Origin of the sequence: Nonomuraea sp. NPDC050328 (assembly GCF_044459405.1) — a bacterium.
Taxonomy (GTDB): Bacteria; Actinomycetota; Actinomycetes; order Streptosporangiales; family Streptosporangiaceae; genus Nonomuraea.
In genome coordinates, this window is the sequence record NZ_JBITIW010000005.1 from 434,780 (window position 1) to 452,015 (window position 17,236).

Genomic DNA, 17,236 nt, shown 5'->3' on the forward strand with positions numbered 1-17,236 from the left:
CTGGATCACCCACAATGTGCTCCGGAGGAGTCCACGTGAAGCACAGCGAACGGCTCGCCCGCTCGGCGAGGTCTCTGCACGCGACCGTCGGGGAGCTCCGCGGCGCGCTGGCCGGGCGGGACGAGGAGGCCCTGGCCTACGCCCGGGACAGCCTGGCCCGCCTCGCCGCCGCCGCGCTGGACCCGAGCCGCCCGCTCGGTTTCGAGCAGGCGGCCCCGGCCCCAGGTGCGGGCGGGCCGGTCGATGACGAGGTGCTGGCCGGGGCGCTGCACGATCTGGCCCTGTCCGAGGCGTTGTTGTCGGCTGACCGGGCGCTCAAGACGGGCGACATCGTGCCGCTCGACCTGGCCGCCGCCCGGGTCGGGCAGGCCGCGGGCCTGCTGGAGTCGCGGGCCAAGGAGCCCGCCGAGCACGGGTTCTCCGCGCCGGTGGTCCGCTCCCCCGACCTGGCCACCGCGGTGGCGGCGGTGCGGGAGCGGGCCGGGGGCTGTCTCGACTCGATCGCCGAGCGGTCGGCGGGGGTGGCCTGGGACTCGCTCACCTCGATCCCGTTCGCCGGGTCGCTCGTCGAGGGGGCCAGGCAGCTCGGGGACAGGATCGGGATCGGGCCGGTCCAGGGACAGTTCGCCACGCTGGCGGTCAAGGCTCTGGAGCGGGCGCTGGCTGGGCTCGGACGGCTCCTGCCCGCCGAGGCGGTGGAACGGGCCAGGCAGGCGGTGGCGGAGTTCGGCGCCGGGCTGGAGCGGGAGGTCAAGGCCACGGTCCTGCTGATGGGCCGGGTGCTGCGGTGCGAGCCCACCAAGACCGACCTGGGGCGGCGTCTCGACCAGGCCGGGGAGACGGCGGGTGGGCCGGACGTGGTGGAGCGGCTGGATCGGGCGGCGGGTGAGCTGGTGGAGCTCGAGACGCGCTTTCGCAAGCGGATGGATCAGATCGCCGGGCTGATCGCGTTGTGCGGGGCCGTGCTCGGGGGGCTGGCCGTGGCGTTGGCGGCGCCCGTGGTGGCGGGGCTCGCCACCGCGGCGGGGGCGTTGCTGCTGGCGGTCTGCGTGGTGCTCGCCGCGGACTACGCCGACGCGTGGCCGCTGACCACGGGCGTCCGCGGCGTCCGCCTGATCGTCGAGGCCGCCACATGATCCACCACGAACCGGAGCAGGGCCGCCCCGAGAACGCCGGCCCAAAACCGGATAAGGGCCGCCCCGGCAACACTGGCCGCAAACCGGAGCGGGGCCGCCCCGAGAACACCGGCCTCACCAGCGGTCAGAGCCGCCCCGAGAACACCGGCCACGCCGCCGTCGGGGGCGTTCCGTGATCGGCGAGCATGCCGCCGCTGAGGCCGAGGCGTTGCGGCGGTCGGCCGACCTGCTGGCCGGTCTGGCCGAGGGCGCGCCCGCCGAGACGGACCTGCGCCGGCACGCCGACCACCTGATCGCCGAGCTGGCCAGGATCGCCGCCGCCGCCCAGTCCCCCACCGCCGGACCCGCCGGGCCCACCGAGTGGGAGCGGCTGGCCGGGTTACGGCAGGAGGCCGCCCGGCTGCGCGCCCAGGCCCTGAGCTACGCCCAGGCGCTGCTCCTGCGCCGAGCCGGGCTGGACGGCGGCGCGGGCGAGGCCGCCGAAGCGCTGGTGGCCTTCCTGTGCCGCGCGGCGGGCCTGGACAACCGCATCGTGCTGGGCGTCGACGCCGGCCCCGAGTCCTTCACCCGCGACCTCGACCTCGTCCGCCTCCCCCCGCACCCGGACGTCTGGCACCTGCCGGCCGTGGCCCACGAGAGCGGCCACTACGCCGTCCGCGAGGTACGGCACGCCGCCGACAAGGACCGCCGCCCCCTGCGCGAGCTGATCGAGCTGATCGAGGGCGGCGAGGCCGCTCCGGCCCACGCCGAGGAACTGGTCGCCGACGCCTTCGCCACCTACGCCCTCGGCCCCGCCTACCCCCTGTCCTGCGTGGCGCTGCGCATCGACCCGACCACCGCGCACCTGTCCGGTCCGACCCACCCGAGCTGGGACCGCCGCATCCACGTGCTGCTGCACCTGCTCGCCGCGATGGACGCCCGCTACGGCACCGGCCAGTACGGCGCGGGGGCCGACCGGGTCAAGACGTTGTGGGCCCGCCTGACCGGCCGACCAGAACCGGACCGCGACGGCGGCCCGAGCCCGGCGGCGAGCATCCTGGCCCAGCTCGACCGGCACCTGCCCGCCGCCCGCTACGAGGCCGGTTCGCTGCTGGTGCGGGCCCGCGAGGCGTTGCGGACGCGTGCCGTACCTCCGCCGGGTGTGACACCCGCGCACCTGCTGAACGCCGCGTGGAGCCTGCGGTTGCGCGGCGAGCGGGTCGCCGGGCTCGACGCGCGCGTGCTGACGTTGCTGGCGAGGAAGGACTGAGATGGCCGGACGCGAGATCCTGGAGGCCAGGCTCGACACGCTCCTGGACGACCTGGAGAAGGTCAAGACCGCGGTCGCCACCGCCAGCGCCGGGCGCCGGCACATCCTGGAGGCGATCGAGTCGCTGCAGCGGGCGCGGCGGCAGATCAAGGCCATCGCCTCGGTCGGCCGCGAGGTGGACGAGGAGCTGCGCCAGGACGCCTTCGGCGCGCTGGAGGCGGCCCAGCAGAACGAGATCCTCTTCTTCGGGCTGCGCGGCCTGCCGGCCAAGTCGCGGGAGGCGGCCGAGCACGTGGAGGCGGTGATCCGGCTGCTGCAGCCGATCAGCGAGCGGATGGTCGCCATCGAGGGGCAGGGCGCGCTCAAGAGCGCGCTGCACGGCGACTGCACCAAGCTGGCCGGGAAGGTGAAGGACAGCCGCCGGGCGCTGGACGAGCACCCGGCCGACCTGGCCAGCCACTGGGCCCGCTACCTGGAGTTCGTCGACAGGGAGGCCAGGCCGCTGTTCGACGCCTACGTGGACTTCATCAGCGGCCTCGCCGTACGGGACAACGACCTGGACGGGAGCATCTGCGCGATCAGCGACCGGCTGGTGGACGGGCTGCTCGGCACGAACGCGGCACTGTCGCTGCCCGCCCGCGAGGCGGCGCTGAGCATGGACGCCATCGTCAAGCTGGGCTTCCCCGAGTGGGGCATCTGGAGCGTGCCGCTGGCCGCGCGGGAGGCGGGGGCGAGCATCGTCCGGCACGCCGGGCAGCGGACTATGCTCAGCCAGGTGCTGGCCGACCCGCCGGGCGGGCTGCCGATCATGGAGACCAGGCGGCTGGTGGAGGACGCCATCGGCGCCTACACCCTGGGGCCGGCGTACGCGCGGGCGATGTTCACCTTCCGGCTTCGGCCGGGCTGGCGGCCCGGCCCGGACCTGCCGGCCGACAACCGGCGCGCCGAGGTGATCCTCCAGGTGCTGACGCTCCAGCACGATCCGGACGACCACGACGACTTCGCCGACGAGGTGACCAGCCTGCGGCACTTCTGGGAGCGGGCGGTGGCCGACCTGTCGGCCGAGCCCGCCGACCGGCTGGATCCCGCCTTCACCAAGGCGGTGCACGAGGTGCTGAGCGGCGACTGGCGGCTGCGCGGCTTCGCGGCCGGGCAGTGGGACTCGGTGGTCGCCTGGCGCGACCACCTGCTGCGCCGCCGGGGCAGCGAGGACGAGCCGCCGGTGGAGGAGGTCGACCGGGTGGCGACGTTGCTCAACGCCGGGTGGCTGGCCAGGAGCGCCGCGCCCGGGCTGGAGTCCGATCTCGGCGAGGAGCTGATGGTGCTGCTCAGGCGGTCGGGGACGACCTCGGCGGCCACGCGCGCCGTGCACGCGCCGCTCCCGGCCGACCGGCGCGGGAGGGACTGGCGATGACCGAGCCGCCTCCCGCCTCCGAAGTCCCTTCGATGATCGACCCGTACAAGCACTACCTCCCCATCAGCCGGCTGTGGCGCGACAGCCGGATCGCCGAGCTCGAACCCGGCTTCGCCGACCTGGACCCGGCCCTGACCGAGCTGATCGACGGCTGGGCCCGTGGCGTCGAGGCCGCCGACCTGATCCAGCCGGTCAAGGACCTGATCGCGCGGGTCGAGGCCGCCCTGCCCTCCTGGCAGCTCGACCGCGACCGCATGGAGGCGGTCCGCGACTCCGCCACCCTGCTGCTCGGCCTGCTCACCCGCGAAACCCGCGAGACCGGCGAGACCGGGGAGACCCGCGACACCGGCGACACCGGGGAGACCGGCGACACCGGGGAGACCGGCGACACCGGGGAGACCGGCGACACCGGGGAGACCGGGGAGACCGGGGAGACCGGGGAGACCCCCGAGGCCCCCGACCAGGAGGCGGTTCTCGGGCTGCTCCGGGCGGCGGCGACCGAGGGCGCCCAGTGGCTGACCCCGGGCCTGTACGCGATGGCGCTGGCGCACACCGGCCAGGCGGCCCGCGCCGAGGAGCTGATGGCCGAGGCCGCCACCCCCACCCACGCGCTCGCCCTGGCCCACGCCCAGCGCGAGCGCGACCCCGCCGCCGCGCTGGCCACCCTGGTGAGCGCCACCGACCGCTGGGAGAACGACCTGCGCCTGGCCCGCCTGCGCCACCACCTGGCCGGCGGCGAGGACGGCGCCGACCCGGGCGCCTGGGCCGCCCTGGGCCACGCGCTGCGCCTGTCCGGCCGATGGGCGGAGGCGGAGCGGGCGCTGTCCCACGCCGACCCCGACGACCTGGACGCCCTGCTCGGCCGCGCGCAGTGCTGCGCCCGCCTCGACCGGCACGAGCAGGCGGCCGCCCTGTTCGCCGTCCTGGCGAGCAAGACCGGCGAGCCGAATCCGGCGATCGACGCCGCCCTCTTCTCCTGCTACGCCGACCGCCTGGAGCAGGTCCAGGAGCACCTGGACACCGCGCTGGCCGGCGCCGACCACGTGATCCGCTTCTACGCCGCCCAGCTCTGCCTCAACCTCGGCGAGCACCAGCGCGCCCTCGACCTGGTCGAGGAGATCGGCGACGCCAGCGCCAACCCCCGGCTGACCGTGGTCAAGGCCCTGGCGCTGTTCGGGCTCAACCGCGACCGGGAGTGCGAGGCCCTGCTCGTCGCCGCCCGCGAGCTCCTGCCCGACGAGCCGGTCATCCCCCGCTACCTCGGCGTCACGCGCTACCACCTCGGCCTGCTGGAGGACGCCAAGGAGCTGATCGACCAGACGCTGGAGGCCGACCCGGACGACGCGTGGGTGCTGGCCGTACGCGGCGAGCTGCGCCGCAGGCTCTACGACCTGCCGGGCGCCCGCGAGGACCTGCGCCGGGCGCTGGAGCTCGGCTTCGAGCTCGGCTGGGTGCTGCGGGCGCTGGCCCAGGCGCTGGTGCTCGACGATCCCGAGGAGGCGCACCGGCTGCTGGACCGGGCGCTGGAGCTCGACCCGGAGCTGGCCTCCGCCTACACCGTCCGCGCCGAGCTGCTGTCGGAGGAGGGCCGGCAGGAGCAGGCGCAGGACGCCTACGCCACCGCCCAGCGGCTGGACGTGCACAACCCCGAGGCGCTGGCCGCGATGACCGACTACTGGCTGGAGAGCTGGGAGGGCCAGGCGCTGGAGGACGCGCGGCTCACCGTGGCCGAGGCGATCGAGGCCCGGCCCGGCCACTTCCGGCTGCACCGCGCCTACGCCGCGATCCTGCAGGCCTCGGGCATGGCCGAGGAGACCGAGGCCGAGGTGAGCCGGATCCTCACGATGACGCCCCACTCCCCCGACGACTGGGAGGTGTACGGCACGGCCCGCGCCGAGCGCGGCGACATGGAGGCGGCCCTGGCCGCCTTCGACGAGGGTCTGCGGCTCGGGCCCGAGCACGCGCCGCTGCGCATGTTCCGCGCCCTGACCCTGCTGGAGCTGGACCGGCCGGAGGAGGCCGAGCAGGCCCTCGAAGCCGTGCTCGCCCTCGCCCCCGACCTGTTCCTCGCCCGCTACCAGCTCGGCGCGCTGCTGCACGCCCAGAACCGGGTGGAGGAGGCCGAGCCGCACCTGCGCCGCGCCGCGGAGCTCGACCCCCGGGACGCCGACGCGCCGACGCTGCTGGCCGACGCGCTGCGCGTCATGAACCGGCCGGCCGAGGCCCTGGAGTGCGCCGATCGCGCGGTCGGGCTGAGCGAGACCGGCTTCACCCTGGCCGTCCGGGCGGAGATCTACTTCACCCTCGGCCGGCTGCTGGAGTCCAGGGCCGGCTTCGAGCGCGCCCTGGCCCTGGATCCCGGCCAGACGTGGGCGCGGGCCTCGCTGATCGACGTGCTGTACTCGCTGGGCGAGTTCGAGGCGACGATCGAGGAGGCCGATCGGGTGCTGGCCGAGGTGCCGGAGCCCGAGCCCTGGCTCCTGGCGCTGCGCGGCTCGGCGCTGCTGGCCCGTGGCCGGGTCGCCGAGGCCGAGCCGGACCTGCGCGCCGCCTTCAGCGAGAACCTCGTGGCCATGCGCAACCTGCGCGACCTGCTGCGCGGCGACGGGCGCGGCGAGGAGGCGGTGGAGCTGCTGCGCGAGGCCGTGCTGAGCGAGGAGGGCCAGCCGCGCGCCGACCTCGACCCGCAGGCCCTCGTCATCCTGTGCGAGGCGCTCCAGGCCGTCGGCCGCGCCGACGAGAGCGCCGAGCTGCTCCAGCTCGCCGCCGACACCCTCCCGCCCGACGTGCAGATCCCGGCCGCGCTGGCCTGGAACGAGCTGGCCAGGAACCGCAAGCGCGAGGCGCTGGCCGCCGCCCGGGACGCCGCCGAGCTCGACCCGGCCGACCTGGAGGCCCAGTACGCGCTGGCCTCGATGCTCTCGGTCAACGGCGAGCCGGAGCAGGCCGCCACGGTCTTCGCCGGCGCGACCGAGACCGACCCGGAGGCGGCCTGGGTGTGGATCGGCTTCTCCTCGCTGCTGTCCAGCATCGGCGACTGGGACGGCGCGGTGGCCACGGCCCGCGAGGCCACCGCCGAAGGCCGGCGCGTCACCGCCGAGGGCTGGGAGACGCTCGGCTTCGCCCTGCTCCACCACCACGAACCCGACCCGGAGCGGGCGCTGGCCGCCTACGACACCGGCATCGGACTCAACGCGCTCAACCCCGACCTGCACTCCGGCCGCGCCAACTGCCTGTTCGTGCTCGGCCGGGCCGAGGAGGCGGCGGCCGCGTACGAGACCTCCGCCGAGCTGGCCCGGCACGAGCGGGCCCGGCTGGCCCGGCGCGGCTGGTGCCTGATGCGGCTGGGCCGCTTCGCCGAGGCCCGCGACTGCTACCAGCGCTACCTCGCCACGCGGGCCGAGACGCCCGCCTGGGCCGCCTTCGACATGGGCCTGCTGGCCTGGGCGCAGGGCGAGGACGAGTCGTGCCGCGACTCCTACGCCTACGCTCTGCGGCTGGCCGAGCAGGAGGTGCCGCTCACCCGGCGCGGCACCCTCGACATCGCCCTGTGCGACCTCCGGCACGACACCCGGGGCGACCCCGAGACCCGCGCCGAGTTGCTCGCCACGCTCGTCCAGGCACGGGATGCCCTTCCCCGGTACCAACTGACCCCACCCGGATAGTAAGAATCTCCACCCCGCCCGGAGTCAGGGGCCTTCCCGGCGGGTCAGGCCCGTGTCACGATGACGATCGCCGTCGATTACGGGGAGAGACCGATGCGTAACGATGTGATACTGGCCAGCCTCCGCCTCCGTGCCGGTTTCCCGTGCCGGTGGAGCGTCTGGAGCGAGGACGGGCGCGGCTGGTACCCGGCGGGCGTGACGCCCGCGGTGGATCCGGACGGCCTGCCGTACTTCCACGGGGACGACGTGGTGCTGCACGTGCCGGCCGAGCGGGTGACCGTACGGGCGGCCAGGGGCATGGAGTACGGCTACGCGCAGACGACGCTGACGCCGGGCGAGGGCGAGACGCTGGTGGAGCTCGCGCCGGCCCGGATCTACGACGCCGCCGCGCGCGGCTGGTACGGCGGGGACCTCAACGTGCACGTCAGCCGGCCCTCGTCGTGGGTGGCCGCCTCCCAGCACGGCGAGGACCTGCACGTGGTGAACCTGATGTCGGCCGACGACGAGGCGGCCGAGCGCTGGGCGGGCCAGAACCTGCCGTGGTCGGACGACACGCACGTGGCCCGCGTTGGCCTGGCGCGCAGCCCGCAGGCCTTCCCCGAGTGGCCGCCGCCCTCCGACTCGCTGGGCCGGCTGCGCGAGCGGGGCGCGCTGATCGGCTACGCCAACGCCTTCCGCGGGCCGGTCGAGACGCCCGAACAGCTCGTGCGCACCGGCAACCCGGGCCACGACGCCCGCATGGCCGTCGTCGACGCCGCGCTCGGCCTGGTGGACAGCTACTCCTCGGTGATCGCCTCGGCCGCCGCCTACCGGCGGCTGATCGGCGCCGGCAACCGCGTGGCCGCGGTCGCCGGGTACGCGCACCGCATCGGGCCCATCGGCCGCGAGCGCACCTACGCGCACGTGGACGGCCCGCTCACCGCCGAGTCCTACACCCGGGCGGTACGGCGAGGCCGCACCTTCGCCACCACGGGCCCCTTCATCGAGCTGGAGGTCGAGGGCCACGGCCCGGGCGCGACCCTGAACCTGGTGCCCGGCGACCTGGTGAACGTCTCGGCCAAGGTGATCGGCCCGGGCGTCGAGCGGGTCCGGCTGCTGACCGCCGACGGCGAACTGCTGGCCGGCGAGCCGCAGGAGGTCTCCGGCGCGCTGCCGGTGATCTGGCCGACGTACGTGGTCGCGGTGGCCGAGGGCGACGGACTGGTGCGGGCGCACACCAGCCCGGTCTACCTCGACGTCGACCACCGCCGGGTGGCGCGGGAGGAGGACGTGACGTTCTGCCTGCGCTGGCTCGACCTGCTGGAGGAGCTGATCGAGGACAGCGCGAGCCCGGGCCGGCTCGCGCTGGTGGCGGAGGCCAGGCGCGTCTACGAGTCCCGCCTGGTCTGAGCGACGGGAAAGCCCCCGCCGGGCACGACCGGCGAGGGCTTTCGAGACGGCGACAGCGTCAGGGACCGGATCAGACCAGGCCGGCCTTCTCCAGGGCGGCGCAGCAGGTGTCCACCAGCAGGCGGGTGACCACGTACGGGTCGACGTTGGCGTTCGGGCGGCGGTCCTCGATGTAGCCCTTCTGGTCCTTCTCGACCTGCCACGGGATGCGCACGGAGGCGCCGCGGTTGGAGACGCCGTAGCTGTACTTGTTCCACGGCGCGGTCTCGTGGTGGCCGGTCAGGCGGGACTCGATGTCGGCGCCGTAGTTCTTGACGTGCTCCAGCGGCTTGTCGCCCTCGCCGAGCGACTCGCAGGCCACGATGATCGCGTCGTAGTTCTCGCGCATCTTCTTGGTGGAGAAGTTGGTGTGCGCGCCGGCGCCGTTCCAGTCGCCACGGGCGGGCTTGGCGTCGAGGGTGGCCTCGATGCCGAACTCCTCGGCGGTGCGGTAGAGCAGCCAGCGGGCCACCCACAGGTGGTCGGCGACCTCGAGGGTGCCGGCCGGGCCGATCTGGAACTCCCACTGGCCGGGCATGACCTCGGCGTTGATGCCGGACAGCTTCAGGCCGGCGGCCAGGCAGCGGTCCATGTGCAGCTCGACGATCTCACGGCCGAAGGCGGCCTCGGCGCCCACGCCGCAGTAGTAGTGGCCCTGCGGGGCCGGGAACCCACCCTCGGGGAAGCCGAGCGGGCGGCTGCCCTTGAAGAAGGTGTACTCCTGCTCGATGCCGAACCACGACTCCTGGTCGGCGTAACGCTCGGCGACCTCGCGGGCGAGCGCACGGGTGTTGCTCTTGTGCGGGGTGCCGTCGATCTCGTCGACCTCGCACAGCACCAGCATGGCGTCGCCGCCGCGGATCGGGTCGGGACAGGTGAAGACGGGGCGGAGCACGCGGTCGGAGGCGTGGCCCTCGGCCTGGTTGGTGCTGGAGCCGTCGAAACCCCACACCGGCGGCTGCTCGCCGTCGGCGACGATCTTCGTCTTGGAGCGGAGCAGAGCCGTGGGCTCGGTGCCGTCAATCCAGATGTACTCAGCCTTGTAGCTCACGGCGGTGGTCCCTTTCAGCGTGTCGTCCAGCCACGCCGAGTCAACCGCTGGGCCGTTTCCCAACTTTTGCCCGGATGTGAACGTGGTGTTAATCGTGCTCCCCGTGTTACGCGAAGGTTTCCGAAGGAGTCACGGTGACGAAGTCCTACGGGGTCACGGTGAGGAAGAGGAAGGCGCCGAAGACCGTCAGGTGCACCGTGCCCTGCATCAGGGTGGCCCGGCCGGGCGCGATGGTGAGCGTGGAGACGATCACGGTCAGCGCGAGCAGCACCATCTCCTTCGGCCCCAGCCCGAGGGTGAGCGAGCCGTCCAGCCAGAGCGAGGAGACGGCGATCGCCGGGATGGTGAGGCCGATGCTGGCCAGGGCGGAGCCGAGGGCCAGGTTGAAGCTGGTCTGGAGCCGGTTGCGGCGGGCCGCGCGCACGGCCGCGACGGTCTCGGGTGCCAGCACCAGCAGCGCGATGGCGACGCCGACCACGGCGCGCGGCGCCCCGGCCGCGGCGACCGCCTGCTCGATCGCCGGGGAGGCGGTCTTGGCCAGGCCCACCACGGTGACCAGGCAGACCAGCAGCAGGCCGAGGCTGAGCCCGGTCCGGCGGGAGCTCGGGGGGTCGGCGTGCATGTCCTCGTCGCCGTAGCCCGGCGGCAGGAAGTAGTCGCGGTGACGCACCGTCTGCATGACGACGAAGACGGCGTAGAGGATCAGCGAGGCCACGCCGGCGAAGGCGAGCTGCGCGGCGGAGAAGGTGGGGCCGGGCGTCGAGGTGGTGAAGGACGGCAGCACCAGGGAGAGCGTGGCGACCGCGCAGAGCGTCGCGAGCGCCGCGGTGACGCCCTCGACCTTGAACTCCACCACGCGGTGGCGCAGCGCGCCCACCAGGAGACACAGGCCGACCACGCCGTTACAGACGATCATGAAGGCGGCGAAGACGGTGTCACGGGCCAGGGAGCTGGTGTCGGGCCCGCCGCTGGACATCAGCATGAGGATCAGCCCGACCTCGATCACGGTGACCGCGACGGCCAGGATCAGCGTCCCGAAGGGCTCGCCCACGCGGTGCGCCACCACCTCGGCGTGGTGGACGGCGGCGATGACCGCGCCGATCAGCGCGGCCGCCACGAAGGCGACCATGACCCCACCGGGTTCCCGTCCCCAGGTCAGGACGAGCACAGCCAGAGCGACAGGAGGCACCACCATTTCCCACTTGATCATAGGGAAACCCTATCGAGCCGACCTGGACACTCTCTGGGAGCGACGACGTGGCCGCCGCCGCGGGAGATCCGCGACGGCGGCCGGAAGCACGCCGGGCTAGGGCTGGTCCTTCCTCCCGTCGTAGCCGAGCAGGCGCATGGCCGTCTCCGGGTCCATGGCCGCCGCCAGGAGCTGCGCGCGGGCGTTGGCCCGGTCGCGGTCCTGCTCGGCCCGGGCCTGGGCGGCCCGCATGGCCCTGACCACGATCATCGTCACGCCGAGGCCCGCGACCACGGCCAGCACGACCACGAACAACGCCATGAGCAGCCCCGGCGAGGCCAGTCCCGCGGCCGAGGCGCCCGCTCCGGGCAGCGCTCCCGTGGTCAGCAGCGCGCCGATCACCGCGACGGCGATCAGAGCGCACAGGCTGGCCACGACCACCAGCACGCCCCTGCCGCGCCGGCGTACGGGCGCTTCGGCGGGCGAGTCCGCCGGCCACGGCGAGGCGATGCCGGCCGCGTCGGGCACGGCCGGGCCGGGCGCGGAGGTCTCCGGCGCCCACGGCACGAACTCCGGCTGGGTGACCACCTCGGCCTCCACCACCGGAGCGGTCCCCGGGGAGGCGTCCGGCACCGGCGTCGCGTACGGCGTTGCCGCCGGTGCGGTGAGCACCGCGACCGCCGCGGCGGCCCCGGTCTCGGCCGGCACGACCGGCTCCGGCTGCGGCCCGGGCAGCTCGCGCATGACCCGGCTGTGCTCCCGGTGCGCCCGCGCCGCCTCCACGTGGTACTCCTCGATCTCCTCGAAGAGCTCGTCGGAGGAGTAGACCGTGCCGTCGATCAGCGGCCCGCGCCGCTGCTCGAAGATCGCCACCACGTCGTCGCCGTTGAGCGTCTTGTGCGTCTCCAGCGCGTGCGCCAGGCACAGCACGTCACGCCGGTGCTCGCGCAGCAACGCCTCGGTCTTGTCCAACAGCCGGACCAGGTTGTACTCGATGCGCTCGCCGAGCACGTCGGGCGTCAGGTCCGGCTTCGGCCGGCCCGGGTCGGGGTCGGTGATCGAGACCGGCCCGCCGGTGGGCCGCTGGCGCGGCATCGCCTTGCCGCCCATGATCTCCAGTTGCTGGAGCGCGGGCAGCGAGGTGACGCCCGAACCCATGCCCCAGTACGACTCCATCAGCGCGGTCAGGAAGGTCGCCGAGTGCAGGTCGCCGGAGACGCCGGAGGAGTTGTCCTCGCTGAAGAACATGCGCTCGCCGGCCAGCGAGGCCAGGGAGACCATGATGTCCGCCTCGTACTCCGACTTCCACCGGGTGAACTGGTCCTCCGGCTTGATCGAGGCGACCATGCCGAGGTAGTCGGCGCCCTTCTCGATCGTGGCGATGTCGATCTCGAGGTGGTAGCGGGTGCGGTAGGCGATCACCGCGTGGCAGGCCTCGTGCACGGCGACCGCGTGCCGCTCGCGCTCGATGTACTCGACGTCCTCGGGCGGGCCGAGCTGCTTGAGCCGCTTGGCCTTGAGCACGTCGCCCCAGGTGATCACCTCGCGGCCGTCGCGGATGGCGGTGATCAGGGACTCGTTGACCAGGTCCTTGATCGTCGCGCCGGTGGCGTAGGGGGTGATCGTGGCCAGCTTGTCGATCTGCTCGGCGGTGAGGTCGTGCTCGACCTTGGCGAAGTAGCCCTCGTAGGTCCGCACCCGGCCGGCCTTGGACGGGTAGCCGACCTTGTAGATGCGGTCGATGCGGCCGGGGCGCAGCAGGGCCTCGTCGAGCGCGTCTGGCATGTTCGTGGCCATCATGACCAGGATCCGGTACTTGGGCGGGGGCTTGGGCCGCATGCCGAGGGCTCGCCGTACCAGGCGGTTGAAGAAGCCGCGCGGCTTCTTCAGGCCGGACAGCTCGGTGAGCAGGGCCTGCAGGGTGCCCATGTCGCCGCCGCCGCCGTTCATGCCGCCGCCCATGATGAAGCGGCGTCTCTCCACCGGCTCGTCGGCCTGCGGGGTACGGAAGGCGAGCGTGGAGCGGGTCTGCTCGCTGAGGTAGTTGAAGCCGTGGCAGCCGTTCTGCTGGAAGCCCGCGCCCGGTTGCGGCTGGCCGGCCAGCCGGCCGCGGCGGCCCAGCGAGTCGGCCTCGTCGAAGAAGACGATCACGCCGCCGTAGCGCAGGGCCAGCTTGCGCAGCTTGCGGAAGAGCGACTTGACCTTGAGGATGCCGATGCCCATGAACATGTTGATGAAGGCGCCGGGGTCCACGAAGACGTACGGCTTGCCGGTCTCGCCCGCCACGGCCTCGGCCATCAGCGTCTTGCCGGTGCCGGGCGGTCCCCACAGCAGCAGGCCGCCGGGCACGTAGCCGCCGCGGTCCTCGATCTCGGTGGGCCGCTCCAGGAAGACGATGTTCTCCCGGACGCGCTCGACCACGTGGTCCTGGCCCCACACGTCCTTGAAGCGGGTCTTGATGTCGTCGGGGTAGTAGGTCTCGATGCCGCCGCGCGACAGGAACCAGAACAGGCCGACGAACTGGAAGATGACGAAGAAGAAGGCGAAGGCCAGTTGCGCCACGTACGGCAGCGCCATGAACAGCAGCGCGGGCGCCTGGAACAGCGCGATGAACGGGCTGGTGTCCAGCACCGCGCCCAGCACCAGGGCCAGCACGGTGACGAAGAAGGCGATCTTCAGCACCCGCGAGACGCGGAAGCGGGTCCAGTCGCTGAAGCGGCGGTGGCTCCAGCGTTCGGTGCCGCCGAAGACGGTCTTGCTCCAGAAGCGGTGGTAGCCGGAGGAGCGCTCGCTGATCAGGAAGTGCGTCTGCCGGACCAGTTCGAGGCCGATGAACCAGAAGATCCACTGGTGTTCGGCGGCGATGGCGCGCATGGCCTCGACGAAGGGCATGATGCCCTCGTAGTCGGCCATGGTCTTCCAGGTCAGCACCAGGAAGGCGACGCCCAGCAGGACGAGGAACTTGATCCGGTCCCAGAGCGGCAAGCGCTTCCTGGTGAGCACGGCGGAGTCGTCGGGACCGCTGTCGGGTGCGCGCAGTCCCTCGTGGTAGATCGTTTGCTTCACCTGCGCCCCTTAACCCGGCAGCCGGATCAGTTTGAAGGAGTCCTTGATTCGGTCGATCTCGGCCATGCGCGCCTGGAAGCACTGCGTCTGGCAGCTGATGACCAGGGCGGAGACCGTGTCGCCCGCCTCGTCGAGCAGCGAGGTGAGGTCGAACGTCTGGACGGTGTCCTTGAACCGGTAGTTGAAGCGCACATGCACGCCTCGCCCGCCGTCCCGGGTGACCGGCTCGTCCAGGAGCAGCTCGAAGTTGGTGAAGGGCGGTTGCTGGCCGAAGGCCTGGGCCTGCTCGGCGAGCATCGCGCGGCGTTCCTTGGTCACGGGCAGGAAGAAGTCGCGCAGGCGGTTCAGGGAGACCCAGCCGCGTTCCTCGTCGTCCAGCTTGTGCACGGTGGCGTAGACGAACGGTTCCGCCGAGCCGAGCAGGTGGGCCGCGTTCGGTTCCTCGGCCCGGTCGAAGGCGGTCGACCAGACGCGGTTCCGTGCCTCGGCGGCTGCCGCCGAGGCGGGGTCGTGCCCGTTCAGGAAGAGGTCGATCGGGTAGGAGTCGACTTTGGAGAAGGAGGACGGCACCTTGAAGTACGTGGTGCCCTCACGGTCGCGAATGTAGGTGAACTCGTTCTGGCCGCATGCGGCGACCCCTGACATCACAAAGACCGCGACCGTGGTCGCGGTCAGCCGCTGCCAAGCCCATGCACCTTTCACCAGGGCTTACCTCCGCTTTAGACCCAACGAGGTCTTTGTGCCCTGATTCGGGAGGAATAGCCCGGGCCAGATGTTGGGAAATTTGACCAAATCTTGGCTAAACCTTGGTTTTTCTGTGATCGGATGCCCGCTGGTACCGGCACGTGTAACGCGTGGTCCGCTCACGTCCGACTCCTAGGTATGACTGATCCCGTCGCCGAACGGCGCTACCTGGAGGTCTGGTCCCGGCCGGAGCTCAGCGACCGCGACCGCAGGCTGCTCCTCACCGGCCTGCTGGTGGCCCAGGGGCTGGACGAGGAGATCGAGATCCAGCTCGACGCCGCCCTGCGCACCGGCGACCTGACCCCGGGCGAGCTGCGGGCGGCGGTCGCCTTCCTCACCCACTACGCCGGCTGGTCGCGCGGGGCACGGCTGTCGCGGCAGGCCGAGGAACTGATCGACCGCATCGACCCGCAGGCCAGGCGATAAGTCCCGGCTTCGCCCGCGTTAGGGTGAGGCATGCCAACCGCACTGATCACTGGCGCGACCGCGGGCATCGGCGCCGCGTTCGCCCGCCGCCTGGCCGCCGACGGCTTCTCCCTGGTCCTGGTGGCCCGCGACGCCCAGCGTCTGGCCGAGAGCGCCGAGACGCTCAAGCTCCGGTACGGCGTGGCCGCCGAGACGCTGCCCGCCGACCTGGCCACCGAGGAGGGCCTGGAGCGGGTCGAGTCGCGGGTGCGCGACGGCATCGACCTGCTGGTCAACAACGCCGGATTCGGGCACGGCACGCCCTTCCTGAGCACCCCGGCCGAGGACGAGGTGACCATGCTGAAGGTGCACTGCGAGGCCGTGCTCCGGCTGACGCTGGCCGCCCTGCCGGTGCTGCGCAGCCGGGGCCGGGGCGGGATCATCAACGTCGCCTCCGTGGCCGCCTTCTTCAACCGCGGCTCCTACAGCGCCTCCAAGGCGTGGGTGGTCAACTTCACCGAGTCGGTCGCCGGGGAGCTGGGCAACCCGCGGATCAAGGTGATGGCGTTGTGCCCGGGCTTCGTGCACACCGAGTTCCACCGGCGGGCCTCGATGGACATGTCGGGGATCCCGGAGTTCCTGTGGCTGGACGCCGACCGGGTGGCCGCCGCCGCGATGCGCGACCTGGCCCGCGGCGTGACCGTCAGCGTGCCGGGCGCGGTGTACAAGGCGATCGTCGCGATCGGCGGGCTGGTGCCGCGCCGGGTCCAGCACGCGGTCAACGCCCGCCTGGGGAGGTGACCGTAATCCTGGAGGTGTAGTATCCAGGATATGCGGATGAGCGAAGGGGTCGAGTGGGCGGTGCACTGCTGCCTCAACCTGGCCTGGACGGAGGGCAAGGCGGTCACCGCCGCCAAGCTCGCCGCGCTCTACGACCTGCCCGCCGCCTACCTGAACAAGCAGCTCCAGCTACTGGTCAAGGCGGGGCTGCTCAGCTCGGTCTCCGGGCCGCGCGGCGGCTTCCGGCTGGCCCGCGAGCCGGGCGCGATCACCCTGCTCGACGTGGTCGTGGCCATCGAGGGCCGGGAGGACGCCTTCCGCTGCATGCAGATCCTGCGCCAGGCGCCCAACGGTGAGGAGGGCGTCGACTACCGCAAGCTGTGCCCGATCTCGACCGGCATGCGCCGGGCCGAGCTGGCCTGGCGGCGGGAGCTGGCCGACCAGTCCCTCGCCGACCTCATGGCGCAGGTGGACCGGCGCAGCCCGGGCGCCCCGGAGCGGGTGCGCGGCTGGCTGTCGTGATCGTCCGCTGCCTTAATTCTGGATATCAAATATCTAGTTTGGAGAGAACATGGACCCCCGGCTGAACGCCTCCGACCACGTGCCCGCCGCCTACCAGGCGCTCCAGAGCGCCGAGGCGGCCGTGCGCCGCAGCACGCTGCCCCTCACCACCTACGAGCTGGTGAAGGTGCGCGTCAGCCAGATCAACGGCTGCGCCCTCTGCGTCGACATGCACGCCCACGACCTCAAGAAGCAGGGCGAGAGCGACGAGCGGCTCTGGTCGCTGGCCGCCTGGCGCGAGGCGCCCTACTACACCGACGCCGAGCGGGCCGCCCTCGACCTCGCCGAGGCGGCCACCCGGATCGCCGACAACCCGCACGGGGTGCCGGACGAGGTGTGGGAGCGGGCGGCCAAGCACTACGACGACGAGACGCTGTCGGCGCTGGTGTTCGGGATCGCGATGATCAACGCTTGGAACCGGCTCGGCGTCACCCTCCGGCTGCCCGCCGGGCACTACCGCCGCTGACGGCTGCTTCGCCGTACCGCGGGCCGTGCACCCGCGGTACGGCGGGGGCGACTTGCCTTTCACTTGGCGCGCGCCCGTGGCG

The 17,236-nt window shown here is 72.8% G+C and carries 13 protein-coding genes; 9 read left to right on the forward strand and 4 right to left on the reverse strand.

Annotated elements, in window-relative coordinates:
- The first annotated feature begins 35 nt into the window (after positions 1–35).
- From ACIBG7_RS21680 to ACIBG7_RS21700, 5 genes are all read left to right on the forward strand, one after another.
- Positions 36–1,136, forward strand: coding sequence for a hypothetical protein (locus tag ACIBG7_RS21680; protein WP_397337378.1), 1,101 nt, complete (start codon positions 36–38; stop codon positions 1,134–1,136).
- Positions 1,137–1,308: 172 nt separating this feature from the next.
- On the forward strand, positions 1,309–2,385 hold the full coding sequence (locus tag ACIBG7_RS21685; protein WP_397337379.1) for a hypothetical protein: 1,077 nt from the start codon (positions 1,309–1,311) through the stop codon (positions 2,383–2,385).
- A 1-nt stretch (position 2,386) separates the two neighbouring features.
- Entirely contained in the window at positions 2,387–3,799 is a 1,413-nt protein-coding gene (locus ACIBG7_RS21690) for a hypothetical protein (RefSeq protein WP_357920714.1), read from the forward strand.
- The gene (locus ACIBG7_RS21695) at positions 3,796–7,464 is read left to right on the forward strand and encodes a tetratricopeptide repeat protein (protein ID WP_397337380.1); all 3,669 of its coding nucleotides are present in this window, start codon (positions 3,796–3,798) and stop codon (positions 7,462–7,464) included. Before ACIBG7_RS21690 ends, ACIBG7_RS21695 begins: the two co-directional genes overlap by 4 nt.
- Positions 7,465–7,557: 93 nt before the next feature.
- Positions 7,558–8,853, forward strand: coding sequence for a CehA/McbA family metallohydrolase (locus ACIBG7_RS21700; protein WP_357920720.1), 1,296 nt, complete (start codon positions 7,558–7,560; stop codon positions 8,851–8,853).
- A 70-nt stretch (positions 8,854–8,923) separates the two neighbouring features.
- Here the strand turns inward: ACIBG7_RS21700 and glnII are convergent, their stop codons facing one another.
- The 4 genes from glnII to ACIBG7_RS21720 form a co-directional block, all read right to left on the reverse strand.
- Positions 8,924–9,943: a glutamine synthetase gene (glnII, locus tag ACIBG7_RS21705; RefSeq protein WP_357920723.1), complete on the reverse strand. Its 1,020-nt coding sequence runs from the start codon at positions 9,941–9,943 to the stop codon at positions 8,924–8,926.
- Between the two features lie 145 nt (positions 9,944–10,088).
- Positions 10,089–11,153 carry a hypothetical protein gene (locus tag ACIBG7_RS21710; protein ID WP_357920725.1) on the reverse strand — a complete coding sequence of 355 codons (1,065 nt, stop codon included), beginning with the start codon at positions 11,151–11,153 and terminating at the stop codon, positions 10,089–10,091.
- Positions 11,154–11,249: 96 nt separating this feature from the next.
- On the reverse strand, positions 11,250–14,198 hold the full coding sequence (locus ACIBG7_RS21715; RefSeq protein ID WP_397337381.1) for an AAA family ATPase: 2,949 nt from the start codon (positions 14,196–14,198) through the stop codon (positions 11,250–11,252).
- A 9-nt stretch (positions 14,199–14,207) separates the two neighbouring features.
- Positions 14,208–14,900, reverse strand: coding sequence for a hypothetical protein (locus ACIBG7_RS21720; protein ID WP_357920731.1), 693 nt, complete (start codon positions 14,898–14,900; stop codon positions 14,208–14,210).
- Between the two features lie 180 nt (positions 14,901–15,080).
- On the opposite strand from ACIBG7_RS21720, the gene ACIBG7_RS21725 reads away from it, so the two are divergent.
- Genes ACIBG7_RS21725 through ACIBG7_RS21740 form a run of 4 tightly spaced genes read left to right on the forward strand, consistent with a single transcriptional unit; the run spans position 15,081 to position 17,154 of the window.
- The gene (locus tag ACIBG7_RS21725) at positions 15,081–15,368 is read left to right on the forward strand and encodes a carboxymuconolactone decarboxylase family protein (protein ID WP_397337382.1); all 288 of its coding nucleotides are present in this window, start codon (positions 15,081–15,083) and stop codon (positions 15,366–15,368) included.
- Between the two features lie 30 nt (positions 15,369–15,398).
- On the forward strand, positions 15,399–16,148 hold the full coding sequence (locus ACIBG7_RS21730) for an SDR family oxidoreductase (protein ID WP_357920737.1): 750 nt from the start codon (positions 15,399–15,401) through the stop codon (positions 16,146–16,148).
- A 36-nt stretch (positions 16,149–16,184) separates the two neighbouring features.
- The gene (locus ACIBG7_RS21735; RefSeq protein WP_357920740.1) at positions 16,185–16,649 is read left to right on the forward strand and encodes an Rrf2 family transcriptional regulator; all 465 of its coding nucleotides are present in this window, start codon (positions 16,185–16,187) and stop codon (positions 16,647–16,649) included.
- Between the two features lie 49 nt (positions 16,650–16,698).
- Positions 16,699–17,154: a carboxymuconolactone decarboxylase family protein gene (locus ACIBG7_RS21740; protein WP_357920743.1), complete on the forward strand. Its 456-nt coding sequence runs from the start codon at positions 16,699–16,701 to the stop codon at positions 17,152–17,154.
- The last annotated feature ends 82 nt before the right edge of the window (positions 17,155–17,236 follow it).